Source organism: Actinacidiphila epipremni (assembly GCF_012034175.1).
GTDB classification, from domain to species: Bacteria; Actinomycetota; Actinomycetes; order Streptomycetales; family Streptomycetaceae; genus Actinacidiphila; species Actinacidiphila epipremni.
Genome location: NZ_JAATEJ010000011.1, coordinates 96,602 through 111,012 on the forward strand (window position 1 = coordinate 96,602; position 14,411 = coordinate 111,012).

Below are 14,411 nucleotides of genomic sequence, written 5' to 3' on the forward strand. Positions count from 1 at the left end.
CCGCCGTCCCACCGCCGCCCCGTGTCGGCGGTACGACCGGTGTGGCCCGTCCGCGGCTCCACTCTGGCGTCCCGCACGGCTCGCGCCATCCGTGCGGATACTCAACCGCGCGTCTAGGTAGTGATACTCAGATCCGGGCGCTTTCACGCACGTTCGGTCGACGGCACTGCCCGTGGCGGTCGTTGTGGCTAGCATTCCGGTCATGTCCGTACTCCCGCTGGTGTTCACCAGTGGCTGGGCGAGCGGGATCAACGCCTATGCCGTCGTCTTCCTGATGGGCCTGATGGGCGCGACGGGGCTGTCGGACGAGGTCCCGGCCTCGCTCCAGCGCACCGACGTGCTGGTGGCCGCCGCGCTGCTGTTCCTGTGCGAGGCCGTCGCCGACAAGATCCCGTACGTCGACACGGCGTGGGACGCGGCGCACACCGTGATCCGGCCGGCCGCGGGCGCGGTGGTGGCCGCGCTGCTGGCCGGGCACCACGGCTCGCTGCCGCAGGTCGCGGCGGCGGCGGTGGGCGGGTCGACGGCGCTGGTCAGCCATCTGGTGAAGGCCGGTACGCGGATGGCGGTCAACACCTCGCCGGAGCCGTTCACCAACATCGCGCTGAGCCTGGCCGAGGATCTGACGGTGGCGGCGCTGGTGGTCTTCGCGCTCTTCCACCCGGTGGCGGCGGCGGTGGTCGCAGGCCTGCTGCTGGTGTCCGGCGTGACCATGGTGCTGTTCCTCTTCTCGCGGATCCGGCGCTTCCTGCGCCGCCGCCGGGAGCGCCGGGCGGCCCGCGGCGGGCAGGGCACCCCGGCTGCCGTCTGAGGCCGGGGCCGCCGCTACAGTCCGTGGCATGGCACGGATTGCGGTGATCGGCGCGGGGATGGCGTCGCTGGCGGCGGCGGCCCGGCTGGCGGTCGCCGGGCACCGGGTGGTGGTCCTGGAGCGCACCGGGGACCACGGCGGGGCGCTGGGGCGGCTGGCGCGGGACGGCTTCCGCTTCGACACCGGGCCGGGGCTGCTGACGCTGCCTGCGGTCTACCGCGACCTGTTCGTCAAGACCGGCAAGGCGCCCCTGGAGGATGTCGTCGAGCTGGTGGAGGTCGATCCGGCCGGGCGCCATGTCTTCGCCGACGGCACCGACGTCACGCTGCCCAACGCCTCGCGGTCCGGCACCCTCGCGGCGCTGGACGCCGCGTGCGGGCCGGGCAGCGGCGAGCGGTGGAGCGAGCTGCTGGTGCGGGCCCGCGAGACGTGGGAGGTGATGCGGCGCCCGATGCTGGAGGAGGCGCTGCCGCCGGACCCGCGGGGCTTCGGCCGCGACCCGTATCCGGCGCTGCGCCGCGGTTTCGGGCCGGGCCGGGCCCGCCCGACGCTGGCCCGGGTGGCGGCGGCCGAGCTGCGCGATCCGCGGCTGGTGGCGCTGCTGGAGAGCCATCTGCTGGCGCACGGCGTGGACCCGCGGGTGGGCCCGGCGTCGGCGGCGGTGCTGCCGTACCTGGAGGCGACGTTCGGCGTCTGGTACGTCCGCGGGGGCCTGCGGGCGCTGGCCGACGCGGTCTACGAGCGGTGCCGCGAGCGGCGGGTGGACTTCCGCTTCGACGCCCCCGTGGCCGGGCTGCTGGTGGCCGGCGGCCGGGCGGCCGGGGTGCGGCTGGCGGACGGCGAGGAGGTGCCGGCGGACGTCGTGGTGGCCGGGGCGCCGCTGCCGGCGCCGGCGGCGACGGACCCGGGCGGGGCCGGGCGGGCCTTCCCCGGCCCGGCTGGGGAGCGCGGGCGGTGCACGGTGCACCTGGCGCTGCGCGGCTCGCGCCCGGCGGGCTGCGCGCACCGCACGGTCGTGCACGCGGCCGACCGCGAGCGGGCGCTGGACTGGCTGTTCGCCCGGCACCCGAAGCCGCTGCCGCCCGCGGGCGCGCTGACGGTGACGGTGCTGCGGCCGGACGACCCGGCGACCCGGCCGGACGACGGGCACGAGGCGGTGACGCTGACCGCGGCGGTGCCGGCGCACGGGCCGGGCGGCGCGGGCGGCTCGGGCGGCGCGGGCACGGGGCCCGGGACGGTGGACTGGGACGCGCCGGGTGCGGCGGACGGCTTCGCGGAGCTGATGGTGGCCGCCGCCGAGCGGGCCGTGCCGGGCCTGCGGGAGCGCGAGCTGTGGCGCGAGGTGCGCACGCCGGTGGACGTCGAGCAGCGCACCGGGGCGGCGGGCGGCGCGGTGCCGGCGCCGTCGCTGGCGGGCGCGGCGGGCCTGCTGCTGCGGTCGGCGAACCGGGCGCCGCTGCCGGGGCTGTACGTCGTGGGCGGCTGGGCGCACCCGGGCGGCGGGCTGCCGCACGCCGGGATGTCGGCGGCGATCGCGGCGGACCTGGTGATGGGCGGTCCCGGCGGCAGCCGCTGAGCCGGGCTCGGCCGCGCCTGGCCCGCGTACAAGATCGTTAATCCGGCGGGTGCCCGAATTCAACTGATCGGGGGGTTGTGTCCGCCGGCCCTCCCGGCGCGCCGGGTCGATCACTTAGCGTGATCGGCAGGCCCTTTGGTCGCCGAGCGGAAGGCCCTTGCCGAGATGTCCCAGCCCTTCGAACTCCCGCGGTTCTACGTCCCCTATCCGGCCCGCCTCAATCCCCATCTGGAGCGGGCGCGCGTGCACACCAAAGCGTGGGCGCGCGAGATGGGCATGCTCGAAGGCTCCGGCATCTGGGAGGAGGCCGATCTCGACGCGCACGACTACGCCCTGCTGTGCGCGTACACCCATCCCGACGCCTCGGGGCCGGAGCTGGACCTGGTCACCGACTGGTACGTATGGGTGTTCTTCTTCGACGACCACTTCCTCGACATCTTCAAGCGCAGCCGCGACATGGCGGGGGCGAAGGCGTATCTGGACCGGCTGCCGGACTTCATGCCGCTGGAGGACGGCGCGCCGATGCCCGAGCCGCACAACCAGGTGGAGGCGGGGCTGGCCGACCTGTGGGTGCGCACGGTCCCGGCGATGTCGCAGGACTGGCGGCGGCGCTTCCGGGAGAGCACGCAGTATCTGCTGGAGGAGTCGCTGTGGGAGCTGGACAACATCAGCGCCGGGCGGATCTCCAACCCCATCGAGTACATCGAGATGCGCCGCAAGGTGGGCGGGGCGCCCTGGTCGGCGAATCTGGTGGAGCACGCTGCGGCGGCCGAGGTGCCGGCGGTGGTCGCGGCGAGCCGCCCGCTGCGGGTGCTGCGCGACACGTTTGCCGACGGGGTGCATCTGCGCAACGACCTGTTCTCGTACCAGCGGGAGACCGAGCAGGAGGGCGAGCTGGCCAACGCGGTGCTGGTGCTGGAGCGCTTCCTCGGCATCGGCCCGCAGGAGGCGGCCGAGCTGGTCAACCAGATGCTGACCTCGCGGCTCCAGCAGTTCGAGCACACCGCCCTCACCGAGGTCGAGCCGCTGGCCGGGCAGTACGGCCTGGGGCCGGCCGAGCGGCGGGACGTGGCGGCGTATGTCAAGGGGTTGCAGGACTGGCAGTCCGGCGGCCATGAGTGGCATATGCGCTCCAGCCGCTATATGAACGGGGCGCAGGCCGGCGCCGCGGGCGCGGTGACCGGGAGCGGGACGGGGGCCGGGGGCCTCGGCGGGCCGACCGGGCTCGGCACCTCGGCGGCCGGGGTCCTGGGCTCGCTGGCCGCGACGATGCCGCAGCGGCTGCGGGCGTATCGCCATGTGCCCTACCGGCAGGTGGGCGCGGTGCCGCCGCCGCAGATCCCGATGCCCTTCGCGCTGCGGCTGAGCCCGCATCTGCAGGCGGCCCGCGAGCACTGCGCCCAGTGGTGCGAGCGGATGGGCCTGCTGGGCCCGGAGCCGGGGGTGCCGGTGCCGGGCGGGGTGTGGGACGCGGAGAAGCTGGAAGCGTACGACCTGGCGCTGTGCGCGGCCGGCATCCATCCCGAGGCCACCGAGGAGGGCCTGGACCTGACCACGCAGTGGCTGGCCTGGGGCACGTACGGCGACGACTACTACCCGCAGGTCTTCGGCCGCGGCGGCGACCTGGCCGCCGCCCGGCTCACCACCGACCGGCTGGGGCTGTTCATGCCGCTGGACGGCGAGGCGGTGCCGGCGCCGCTGACCGCGTTCGAGCGGGGCCTGGCCGACCTGTGGCGGCGCACGGCGGGGCCGATGAGCCGCGCCGAGCGGCGGGCGTTCCGTACCGCCATCGAGGAGATGACCGAGAGCTGGCTGTGGGAGCTGGCCAATCTGCGGCAGAACCGCATCCCGGACCCGGTGGACTACATCGAGATGCGGCGGGACACCTTCGGCTCGGGCCTGACGATGAGCCTGTCGCGGATCGGCCACGGCGGCGCCCTGCCGCCCGAGGTGTACCGCTCCCGGCCGGTGCAGGCCATGGAGTCGGCGGCGATGGATTTCGCCTGCCTGCTCAACGACGTGTTCTCGTACCAGAAGGAGATCCAGTTCGAGGGTGAGATCCACAACGCGGTGCTGGTGGTGCAGAACTTCCTGGACTGCGGCCCCGAGCAGGGCATGGACGTGGTGGGCGGGCTGATGGCCGCGCGGATGGCCGAGTTCCAGTACATCACCGAGACGCAACTGCCGGCGCTGTACGAGGAGTTCGGCCTCGACGCGGCGGCGCGGCAGGTGCTCGACGGCTATGTGCAGGAGCTGCGGGACTGGCTGGCGGGCATCCTCAACTGGCACCGCGGCTGCCACCGCTACGAGGAGGAGGCGCTGCTGCGGCACTTCCCCGCGGCTGCGGCGGCGCACATCCCGCCGCCCGGCCCGTCCTGGGGCGTCCCCGCGGGCCTGGGCACGGCGGCGGCCCGGCTGCCGGCGCTGCTGGGGCGTCAGTAGCGGTAGGGGTCGTACGGGTCGGCGTACTGCGGCTGCTGCTCGGGCTGCTGCCCGTACGGCTGCTGCTGCGGGTCGTAGCCGGGCGGCTGCTGCGGGTAGGCCCCGGGGTCGTACGGCTGCTGCGGCGGGACGTAGGGCTGCTGCCCGTCCGCCGGGGGGTAGCCGTAGCCGTACGGGTCGGCGGCCGGCGGCTGCGGGGTCCAGTCGCCGGTGGTGTGCGGGGCGCCCTGGTCGTAGCCGGCGGCGGGCTGCGGGTAGCCGCCCTGGCCGTAGTCGTAGCCGGCCGGCTGCTGCGGGGCGTACCCGGAGTAGTCGTGCCCGGCGGCGGGGTCCGGGGTCCAGCCGTAGCCGTCGCCCTGGCCGCCGCCGTAGCCGTAGCCGCCGCTGTCGCCGTACGGGGAGGCCGCGGCGGGCTGGGCCGGCTGCGGGTCGGGGCTCCAGCCGGCCGGGTCCTGGTAGGGGGCGCCGTAGCCGCCGTGGCCGCGGGTGGCGTACGGGTCGGCGGTGTAGCCGGGGGCGCCGTCGTAGAGCGGGTATTCGCCGCTGTCCTCGTGCAGCGGCATCGGCTGGTAGACGTCCTGCGCGCGGGCGGTCTCCGGGTCGGCGATACGGTCCTGGCCGCCGTCCGGGCCCATCGCCGGCGCGCCCGCGAGGTCGTCCTCCTCGATCGCGCTCACCTGGAGCACGGGCGCGCTGCGCGGCGGCTCACCGCGCCGCAGCCGGTCGGCGAGCGGGCCGCCGCGCAGGGCCCAGCCGGCGGCGAAACCGCGCTTGTAGGACAGGGTCACAAAGCTCTGCCCGATACCGAAGGCGAGCGCGCCCAGCACGATGATCGCGACCTGGTGCATCGCGACCCCGGCGACGACGCCCATGAACCCGGCGAAGGCGAGCGCCCGCCAGCGCAGCCGGGCCTTGTACTGGAGCAGCACCTCGCCGAGCAGCCACAGCGCGACGATGCCGAACGCGATGTAGAGCACCGAGTGACCCATGTGCCCACTTCCTTCACCTGGAAGCCGCAGCGGCGCTCACGCCCGCTGGTGCAGTCCCAGATTCTCGTAGATCTCCAGCGATGCCGTGGAGTGGTTCAGCGTAATGAAGTGGAGCCCGGGGATGTCCTCGGCCATCAGCCGGCGGCACATCTCGGTGGCGTACTCGATGCCGATCGCCCGCACCGCGGCCGGGTCGTCCCGTACGGCGAGGATGCGGGCGGCCAGCTCCGGCGGGAAGGGGGCGTTGCCGAGCTGCGAGAAGCGCTCGATCTGCCGGACGTTGGTGACCGGCATGACCTCGGGGATGATCGGGGTGCGGCAGCCGGCCGCGTCCATCCGGTCGCGCAGCCGCAGATAGGCGTCCGCGTCGAAGAACATCTGGGTGATGGCGAAGTCGGCGCCGGCGCGGCACTTGTCGAGGAAGTGCCGGGTGTCGGCGGCCGGGTCGGTCGAGCGCGGGTGCATCTCGGTGAAGGCGGCGACGCCCACGCAGAAGTCGCCGGACTCCTTGATGAGCCGCACCAGGTCCGCCGCGTACGTCACGCCCTGCGGGTGCGGGACCCACTCGCCCAGCGGATCGCCGGGCGGGTCGCCGCGCACGGCCAGGATGTTGCGGATCCCGGCGTCGGCGAACTGCCCGATGATGTTGCGCAGTTCGGCCACCGAGTGGTTCACGGCGGTCAGGTGCGCGCACGGCGTGAGGGTGGTGTCCGACACGATCCGGTCGGTGGCCCGGATCGTGCCCTCGCGCGACGAGCCGCCGGCGCCGTACGTGACGGACACGAAGGTGGGCCGGACGGCCTCGATACGGCGGATGGCGTTCCACAGCGTCCGCTCGCCCTTGTCCGTCTTGGGCGCGGCGAACTCGAAGGAGTACGAGCGCTGCCCGGACGCGAGCAGCTCACGGATGGTGATCGCGCGGTCCGTGCGTGTGGACGGGGTTCCCAGGGCCATGTATGCAGGCTAGCCGGATTCGGCGACCGAGCGTCACGAGGCGGGCTGATCTGTCCCGCTCCGTCCGATTCCCGTCCAGTCCGTGGACAGCCGGCCCTCACCCGGCTCCGCGGACCGCGGCGGCGAGGGCGCGGGCCGCCGCGTACGGGTCGGCGGCCTCGGTGACGGCCCTGACCACCACGATCCGCCGGGCGCCGGCGGCCAGCACCTCGCCGACGTTGCCGAGGTCGATGCCGCCGATCGCGAACCACGGCCGGTCCGTGCCGAGGCCGGCGGCGTACCGCACGAGGTCCAGGCCGGGCGCCGGGCGGCCCGGCTTGGTGGGCGTCGGCCACACCGGGCCGGTGCAGAAGTAGTCCGCGCCGGGCTGCTCGGCCGCCGCCGCGACCTCCTGCTCGGCGTGGCAGGACCGGCCGATCAGCACCTCGTCGCCGAGCAGCGCGCGGGCCGCCGGCACCGGCAGGTCGCCCTGCCCCAGGTGCAGCACATCGGCGCCGGCCGCGTACGCCACGTCGGCCCGGTCGTTGACCGCGAGCAGCCTGCCGTGCCGCCGGCAGGCGTCGGCGAGGACCGCGAGGGCCGCCAGCTCCTCGCGGGCCTCGATGCCCTTGTCCCGCAGCTGGATCACGTCCACCCCGCCGGCCAGGGCGGCGTCGGCGAAGGCGGCGAGGTCGCCGCGCCCGCTCCTGGCGTCGGTGCACAGATACAGCCGGGCGTCCGCCAGCCGCTCACGCGCGGCACTGCTGCTGGTCATCCGGTCGGGGCTCCCCGGGGGCAGGCGGCGGGGGTGCGCCGCGGGCTACACGGCGAGCGCCTGGGCGCGGCGCTTCACCTCGGTCCCGCGATTCTCCCGCAGGGCCTGCGCGGGGGTGCCGGGCAGGGTGTCGTCGGCGGTGAAGAGCCACTCCAGGGCCTCCTCGTCCGTGAACCCGTCGTCCTTGAGGACGGTGAGGGTGCCGGACAGGCCCTTGATGATCTTCCCGTCGCCGATGAACGCCTCCGGCACCATGAGGACCCGGTTCTCCCCGCGCCGGACCGCGAGCAGCTGGCCTTCCTTGATGAGCGGCCGGATGCGGGTGATGTCCAGGCCCAGGCGCTCGGCGACCTCGGGCAGGGTGAGCCAGGAGGGGACGAGTGCGTCGATGTGTGCGTCAACTGACGAGAAAACAGTCACGGGACAAGCCTGCCACCTGGCACGGACAAGTGCTGCGGGGCGACGCCGTCCGGGCGTCGGCCGTGTCCCGGTGCCCGGGCGCGGCGGGCGGTGCCGGGTCCGCCGCCGGGCGCGGCGGGCCGCCTCAGCGGACCGCGGAGGTGAGCGGGACGGCGGGGTCGGCGGCCCGCGCCGGGTCCAGCGCGGCGGAGCGGGCGATCAGCTTGCGGGCCTGCGCGAGGTCGCGCGGGCGCCCCACCGCCAGCACCGCCGCGAGCCGGCCGTCACCGCGCAGCCAGCACGCCGACCACGCGGGCGCCGCCGGGTCGCCGCGCAGCACGAGCGTGTCCCCGTCGGCGTGGTGCCCAGCGTACTGCACGAACCGCCCGAACTGCTCGGACCAGAAGTACGGCACCGGGTCGTACGGCTCGTCGCCGCCCAGCAGGTTCGCCGCGGCGGTACGCGGGCCCTGGAGGGCGTTGTCCCAGTGGTGCACCAGCAGCCGCTCGCCGTAGCGCGCGGACGGGAAGGACGCGCAGTCGCCGACCGCGAAGACGCCCGGGGCGGTCGTACGGAGCCGGTCGTCGGCCAGGACCGAGCCGTCCGGCGCGAGCCGCACGCCCGAGCCGGCGAGCCAGCCGGTCTCCGGGCGGGCCCCGATGCCGACCACCACGGCCTCGGCCGGGATCCGGCTGCCGTCGGCGAGCACGACCGCGCCCTGCTCCAGCTGCGCGACGGCCATGCCGGTACGGAGCGTGACGCCGGCCTCCTCGTACCACTCCCGCATGGGCGCGGTGACCGCGGCGGGCAGCGCGCTCGCGAGCGGGCGGTCCGCGGACTCCACGACGGTGACCTCGCAGCCCGCCTGCCGGGCGGCGGTCGCGAACTCCGCGCCGATCCAGCCGGCGCCCACGACGACGACCTTTTGCTTGGCGTCCAGCACGGGCCGCAGCGCGGCGGCGTCGTCCAGCGTGCGCAGCAGGTGCACGCCGGGCAGCCCCGTGGTGCCGGGCAGCGCCACCGGGTACGCGCCGGTGGCCACGACGAGGTGGTCGTACCGTACGGCGCCGGCGTCCGTGACGACCTCGCGGTCGTCGGTGCGCAGCGCCTGGGCGCGCACGCCGAGCCGCAGGTCGACGCCGAGGGCGTCGAAGTCGACGTCGAAGCGGACGTCGACGGGGGCGCTGCCGGCGGACCCGAGCAATACGGCTTTCGACAGCGGGGGGCGGTCGTACGGGGGGTGCGGTTCGTCGCCGAGCAGCACGATCGCGTGCCGCGAGCCTTGCTCTCTGAGGGCCACGGCGGTCTGGACGCCGGCCATGCCGGCTCCCACAACGAGGATGACGCTGCGCTCGCTCACGTACTCACCGTAACGCCCCGGTCGTCACCCCTGCGCCGTCCCGCCGCCGCCGCCGCTCCGAGCTGCCCCTTGCGGTCGCGGCGCGATCACCCGCCGGTGAGTGGCTTGTCGCTCCGTTCTCCCCCAGAGCTTCGCCTGGGGGTACCCCCACGCGCCCCTGGGTGGGTGCCCCTTGCGGCCGTCCCGCGACCACCCGCCGGTGGGTGGCTTGTCGCGCAGTTCCCCGCGCCCCTGTTTGCCTGCCCTCGCGCCGCAAAGAGCTGCTCTTGCCGGCGAGGCCGGACTTTCCAGGGGCGCTTGGGGGGTACCCCCAGGCGAAGCTCTGGGGGAGAACGGAGCGCTCGGCCCGATCGCGCCCGCAGACGAAGAACTCCCAGCAAGGGGCACCCACCCAGGGGCGCGTGGGGGTACCCCCAGGCGAAGCTCTGGGGGAGAACGGAGCGACAAGCCACGCACCGGCGGATGGTCGCGCGGCGACCGCAAGGGGCAGCCCGGAGCGCAAGGGGCGCGGGGAACTGCGCGCTCGGCACACCGCCGGGGGACGGGTGCGAGGGGGCAGGGCGGGGTGGGGGCGGGTGCGGCGGTAAGGTGAGGGCGTACTCGCGGGAGCCTGGTGGACCGGGCTGAGAGGGCGGCTGGTGGCCGCCGACCGTAGAACCTGATCCGGGTCATACCGGCGAAGGGAGGAGCGTGGTCCATGCGTACCCAGACGCATGACGTCCTGGTCGTCGGCGGCGGCATCATCGGCCTGGTCACGGCGTGGCGTGCGGCGCAGCGCGGGCTGCGGGTGGCGGTGGCCGACCCCGCGCCGGGCGGCGGCGCGGCGCACGTCGCGGCCGGAATGCTCGCGGCGGTCACGGAGTTGCAGTACGGCGAGCAGGCCCTGCTCGACCTCAATCTCGCCTCGGCCGCGCGTTACCCGGACTTCGCCGCGGAGTTGGGCGACGCCGCGGGCATGGACGCCGGGTACCGCCCGTGCGGCACCCTCGCGGTCGCGCTGGACGCCGACGACCGCGCCCAGTTGCGCGACCTGCACGCCTTCCAGACCTCGCTGGGCCTGGACGCCCAGTGGCTCAGCGGGCGCGACTGCCGCCGCCTGGAGCCGATGCTCGCGCCGGGCGTACGCGGCGGGCTGCGGGTGGACGGCGACCACCAGGTGGACCCGCGGCGGCTGGCCGCGGCGCTGCTGCGGGCTGCGGAACTGGCCGGCGTGGTCTTCCTGCGCTCGCGCGCCGCCCGCCTGGAGTGCGCCGCCGACCGGGTGACCGGCGCGCTGCTCGCGGACGGCACGACGGTCGCCGCCGACCGCACGGTCGTGGCCGCGGGCAGCGAGAGCGGCCGGCTCCCGGGCGTGCCGGCCGACGTCCTGCCGCCGGTGCGGCCGGTGAAGGGCCAGATCCTGCGGCTGCGGATCCCGCCCTCGCACGCGCCGTTCCTGACCCGTACGGTACGGGCGGTGGTCCGCGGCAGCCATGTCTACCTCGTGCCGCGCGACACCGGCGAGCTGATACTGGGCGCGACGAGCGAGGAGTTCGGCTGGGACACCACGGTGACCGCCGGCGGCGTCTACGAACTGCTGCGGGACGCACACGAGTTGGTGCCCGGCATCACCGAACTGCCGCTCACCGAGACGCTGGCGGGCCTGCGCCCCTGCTCCCCCGACAACGCGCCGCTGCTCGGCCGCACCGCGCTGGACGGCCTGCTCCTGGCCACCGGGCACCACCGCAACGGCGTGCTGCTCACCCCGATCACCGGCGACGCGATGGCCGCGGCGCTGACCTCCCCGGACGGCGAACTCCCCGCGTACGCGGCTCCGTTCGGCGCGACCCGGTTCGCCTCCCGGACCCGCGAGCGGCAGGAGCAGGCGGTATGACGATCACCGTCCACGTCAACGGCACACCCCGCACCCTGGACGCCCCGGTCGCCCTCGCCGCCCTCGTCGCGACCTTCACCACCGCCCCCTCGGGCGTCGCCGCCGCCCTCAACGAAACGGTGGTGCCACGCACCCGCTGGGCGGCGACGCCGCTCTCGGACGGCGACCGTGTGGAAGTGCTGACCGCGGTGCAGGGGGGCTGACGCATGGCGCAAACCGCTGTGGACGCCGATGCGTTGACGATCGGCGGGGTCACGTTCGGGTCGCGGCTGATCATGGGGACGGGTGGGGCGCCGAACCTGGAGGTGCTGGAACAGGCGCTGTCGGCCTCTGGCACGGAGCTGACGACCGTGGCGATGCGCCGGCTCGACCCGACGACGCAGGGCTCCGTGCTGTCGGTGCTGGCCCGGCTCGGAATCCGGGTGCTGCCCAACACCGCGGGCTGCTTCACCGCGGGCGAGGCGGTGTTGACCGCTCGGCTCGCGCGGGAGGCGCTGGGCACGGACTGGGTGAAGCTGGAAGTCATCGCGGACGAGCGGACGTTGCTGCCGGACCCGGTCGAACTGCTGGACGCGGCCGAGACGTTGGTGGACGACGGCTTCGTCGTGCTGCCCTACACCAACGACGACCCGGTGCTCGCCCGCAAGTTGGAGGACGTCGGCTGCGCCGCGGTCATGCCGCTGGGCTCGCCCATCGGCTCGGGCCTGGGCATCCGCAACCCGCACAACTTCCAGCTGATCACCGAGCGCGCGACCGTCCCGGTCATCCTCGACGCGGGCGCCGGCACCGCCTCCGACGTGGCGCTCGCGATGGAACTGGGCTGCGCCGCCGTGATGCTGGCCTCCGCCGTCACCCGCGCCCAGCGCCCCGCCCTCATGGCCGAATCCATGCGCCACGCCGTCACCGCCGGCCGCCTCGCCCACCGCGCCGGCCGCATCCCCCGCCGCCACCACGCCCTCGCCTCCTCCCCTGAGGAAGGTCTGGCAACCCTGGACCCCGAACGGCCCGCGTTCTGAGCCGACATACCCGCCGGACGGAGTCCGGCACAGCGGCCCGAAGCAAGCGAAGCGCCCGCGAGGGCCGCACGAAAAGGATCCAGCCCGGAGAGGCCGGCCTTCTGAGCCGGAGCTTTGCCCAGGTCACCCCACCCCCCAATGGTTACGGTTTGGTGGCGTTCGCCACGGCCTGGCCACAGTGCCGCGGCGAACGGGTACGGCGTCGGACCCGGCTCGTAGAATCGGCCATCGTGGACACCACCGTGCAGGATCCGCTGGTCGGGCAGACGCTGGACGGGCGGTACCGGGTCGAGGCCCGGATCGCCGTCGGCGGGATGGCCACGGTCTACCGGGCCGTGGACACCCGCCTCGACCGCGTGCTCGCGCTGAAGGTCATGCACCCGGGGCTGGCCGCGGACACCGGCTTCGTGGAGCGGTTCATCCGCGAGGCGAAGGCCGTGGCGCGGCTGTCGCACCCCAACGTGGTGGGGGTCTTCGACCAGGGCACGGACGGCACGTACGTCTACCTCGCGATGGAGTACGTGGCCGGCTGCACGCTGCGGGACGTGCTGCGTGAGCGCGGGGCGCTGCCGCCGCGGGCGGCGCTGGACATCCTGGAGCCGGTGCTCGCGGCGCTGGGCGCGGCTCATCGCGCGGGCCTGGTGCACCGGGACGCCAAGCCGGAGAATGTGCTGATCGGCGACGCGGGCCGGGTCAAGGTCGCCGACTTTGGCCTGGTCAGGGGCGTGGACTCGCAGACGAGCGCGTCCGGCGCGCTGCTGGGCACGGTGTCGTACCTCGCGCCGGAGCAGATCGGCGGCGGCACGGTCGACGAGCGTACGGACGTGTACGCGTGCGGCGTGATGCTGTACGAGATGCTGACCGGCGCGAAGCCGTACAGCGGCGACACCGCGATGCAGGTCATCATGCGGCGGCTCAACGAGGACGTGCCGCCGCCGTCCGCGGCCGTGCCGGGGCTCGCCCCGCGGCTGGACGCGCTGGTGGCGCGGGCGACCTCGCGGGATCCGGCGGGCCGGCCCGCCGACGCGGTGGCGCTGCTGGCCGAGGTGCGGGCGGTGCGCGCGCAGCTGTCCGCGCAGGAGCTGGACCACCGGCCGGCGGGCGCGCCGGCGCAGGCGGTCGGGGTGGGCCCGGAGGACCCGACGAGCGTCGTGCCGCGGCTGCCGGGCGCCGGGCCGGCCGCTGCCGACGCCGGTGTCGGCGTCGGCGCCGCCGAGGACGAGCTGCACCACACGACGCGGCTGCTGCCGCCGCCCCCGCCGCAGGACCGGCCGCCCGCCGGTGCGGTCCCCGCCGCGCATGCCTCGGCCGCACCGCCGGCCGCCGGCCGGCCCCGCGGCGGGTTCCGGCTGCCGCGCGGCCGGCGCGGGCCGCTCGCGGTGCTGGTGGCGCTGCTGGTGGTCCTCGGGGTCGCCGCCGGCGTCTGGTACATCAACGACGGGCAGTTCACCCACGTCCCCGGCGTGCTGTCGCTGCCGCAGGCCGAGGCGGAGCACAAGCTGGACGCGGCGGGCCTGGACGCCGCGGTGCGGCAGGACTTCTCGCTCACCGTGCCGCGCGGCAGCGTCATCGCCACCGACCCGGAGCCGGGCAAGCGGATCCGCAGCAACGGCACGGTGACGCTGACGGTGTCCAAGGGGCCCCGGCAGGTGAAGGTGCCGGACGTGTCGGGTGCCGCGCTCGCGCAGGCGCAGGCGCAGCTCAAGGCGGCGGGGCTGGTGCCGGGCACGGTGGCGCGGTCGTTCAACGACTCCGTGCCGCAGGGCGCGGTGATCGTGACGGACCCGCCGGCCGGGCGGGAGATGGCCCCGGGCACCCCGGTGACGATCACCGTCTCGCGCGGCTCACCGGTGGACGTACCGGACGTGATCGGGAAGTCGGTCGCCGACGCGCAGCAGCAGTTGCAGGACGCGGGCCTCACGGTGGTGGTGGCCCCGGAGCAGGTCTACTCCGACGAGGCCGACAAGGACACCGTGGCGCTGGAGTCGCCGGACCGGGGCACGCAGGCCGCCAAGGGCGACACGGTGACGATCACGGTGTCGAAGGGGCAGCAGACCTTCGCGGTGCCGGACGTCACGGGCAAGAAGCGGTCGGAGGCGGAGCAGACGCTCAAGGCGGCCGGTTTCGAGGTGCGGGTCATCAGCCTGTTCTTCGGCGACACCGTTTTCAGCCAGTCCCCGGACGGCGGCGACCAGGCCCCGAAGGGCGCGACGGTCACGCTCTGGGTGCGCTGAGGC

12 protein-coding genes and 1 riboswitch are annotated in these 14,411 nt (G+C 75.1%); of the genes, 7 read left to right on the forward strand and 5 right to left on the reverse strand.

The window, feature by feature from the left end; genetic code table 11:
* The first annotated feature begins 202 nt into the window (after positions 1 to 202).
* The 3 genes from HCN08_RS15905 (at position 203) to HCN08_RS15915 (ending at position 4,829) form a co-directional block, all read left to right on the forward strand.
* Entirely contained in the window at positions 203 to 811 is a 609-nt protein-coding gene (locus HCN08_RS15905; protein WP_167983732.1) for a DUF4126 domain-containing protein, read from the forward strand.
* Positions 812 to 839: 28 nt separating this feature from the next.
* Positions 840 to 2,387 (forward strand): phytoene desaturase family protein, encoded by a 1,548-nt coding sequence (locus HCN08_RS15910; protein WP_167983733.1) that lies wholly within the window; start codon positions 840 to 842, stop codon positions 2,385 to 2,387.
* A gap of 165 nt (positions 2,388 to 2,552) precedes the next feature.
* The gene (locus HCN08_RS15915; RefSeq protein WP_167983734.1) at positions 2,553 to 4,829 is read left to right on the forward strand and encodes a terpene synthase family protein; all 2,277 of its coding nucleotides are present in this window, start codon (positions 2,553 to 2,555) and stop codon (positions 4,827 to 4,829) included.
* Here HCN08_RS15915 and HCN08_RS15920 read toward each other — a convergent pair.
* The 5 genes from HCN08_RS15920 to HCN08_RS15940 all read right to left on the reverse strand — a co-directional run bounded on the left by HCN08_RS15920 (position 4,823) and on the right by HCN08_RS15940 (position 9,285).
* Positions 4,823 to 5,818 carry a hypothetical protein gene (locus tag HCN08_RS15920; protein ID WP_167983735.1) on the reverse strand — a complete coding sequence of 332 codons (996 nt, stop codon included), beginning with the start codon at positions 5,816 to 5,818 and terminating at the stop codon, positions 4,823 to 4,825. The genes HCN08_RS15915 and HCN08_RS15920 overlap by 7 nt on opposite strands.
* Before the next feature lie 36 nt (positions 5,819 to 5,854).
* Positions 5,855 to 6,772, reverse strand: a complete 918-nt coding sequence (gene metF, locus HCN08_RS15925) for a methylenetetrahydrofolate reductase [NAD(P)H] (RefSeq protein ID WP_167983736.1) — start codon at positions 6,770 to 6,772, stop codon at positions 5,855 to 5,857.
* 97 nt (positions 6,773 to 6,869) lie between these two features.
* Entirely contained in the window at positions 6,870 to 7,526 is a 657-nt protein-coding gene (gene thiE, locus HCN08_RS15930; protein ID WP_167983737.1) for a thiamine phosphate synthase, read from the reverse strand.
* Between the two features lie 45 nt (positions 7,527 to 7,571).
* Complete coding sequence (locus HCN08_RS15935; RefSeq protein ID WP_167983738.1) at positions 7,572 to 7,946, reverse strand: Rv2175c family DNA-binding protein; 375 nt, start codon at positions 7,944 to 7,946, stop codon at positions 7,572 to 7,574.
* Between the two features lie 124 nt (positions 7,947 to 8,070).
* Positions 8,071 to 9,285, reverse strand: coding sequence for an NAD(P)/FAD-dependent oxidoreductase (locus HCN08_RS15940; RefSeq protein WP_322974473.1), 1,215 nt, complete (start codon positions 9,283 to 9,285; stop codon positions 8,071 to 8,073).
* A 592-nt stretch (positions 9,286 to 9,877) separates the two neighbouring features.
* A riboswitch (TPP riboswitch) is annotated at positions 9,878 to 9,988 on the forward strand.
* On the opposite strand from HCN08_RS15940, the gene thiO reads away from it, so the two are divergent.
* The 4 genes from thiO to pknB all read left to right on the forward strand — a co-directional run bounded on the left by thiO (position 9,983) and on the right by pknB (position 14,408).
* On the forward strand, positions 9,983 to 11,158 hold the full coding sequence (gene thiO / locus HCN08_RS15945; protein ID WP_167983739.1) for a glycine oxidase ThiO: 1,176 nt from the start codon (positions 9,983 to 9,985) through the stop codon (positions 11,156 to 11,158). It overlaps the preceding riboswitch by 6 nt.
* Positions 11,155 to 11,361, forward strand: coding sequence for a sulfur carrier protein ThiS (gene thiS, locus HCN08_RS15950; RefSeq protein WP_206318817.1), 207 nt, complete (start codon positions 11,155 to 11,157; stop codon positions 11,359 to 11,361). The genes thiO and thiS overlap by 4 nt, the downstream gene beginning before the upstream one ends.
* Positions 11,362 to 11,364: 3 nt before the next feature.
* The gene (locus HCN08_RS15955; RefSeq protein WP_167983740.1) at positions 11,365 to 12,174 is read left to right on the forward strand and encodes a thiazole synthase; all 810 of its coding nucleotides are present in this window, start codon (positions 11,365 to 11,367) and stop codon (positions 12,172 to 12,174) included.
* Positions 12,175 to 12,404: 230 nt separating this feature from the next.
* The gene (pknB, locus tag HCN08_RS15960; protein WP_167983741.1) at positions 12,405 to 14,408 is read left to right on the forward strand and encodes a Stk1 family PASTA domain-containing Ser/Thr kinase; all 2,004 of its coding nucleotides are present in this window, start codon (positions 12,405 to 12,407) and stop codon (positions 14,406 to 14,408) included.
* Positions 14,409 to 14,411: the final 3 nt, after the last annotated feature.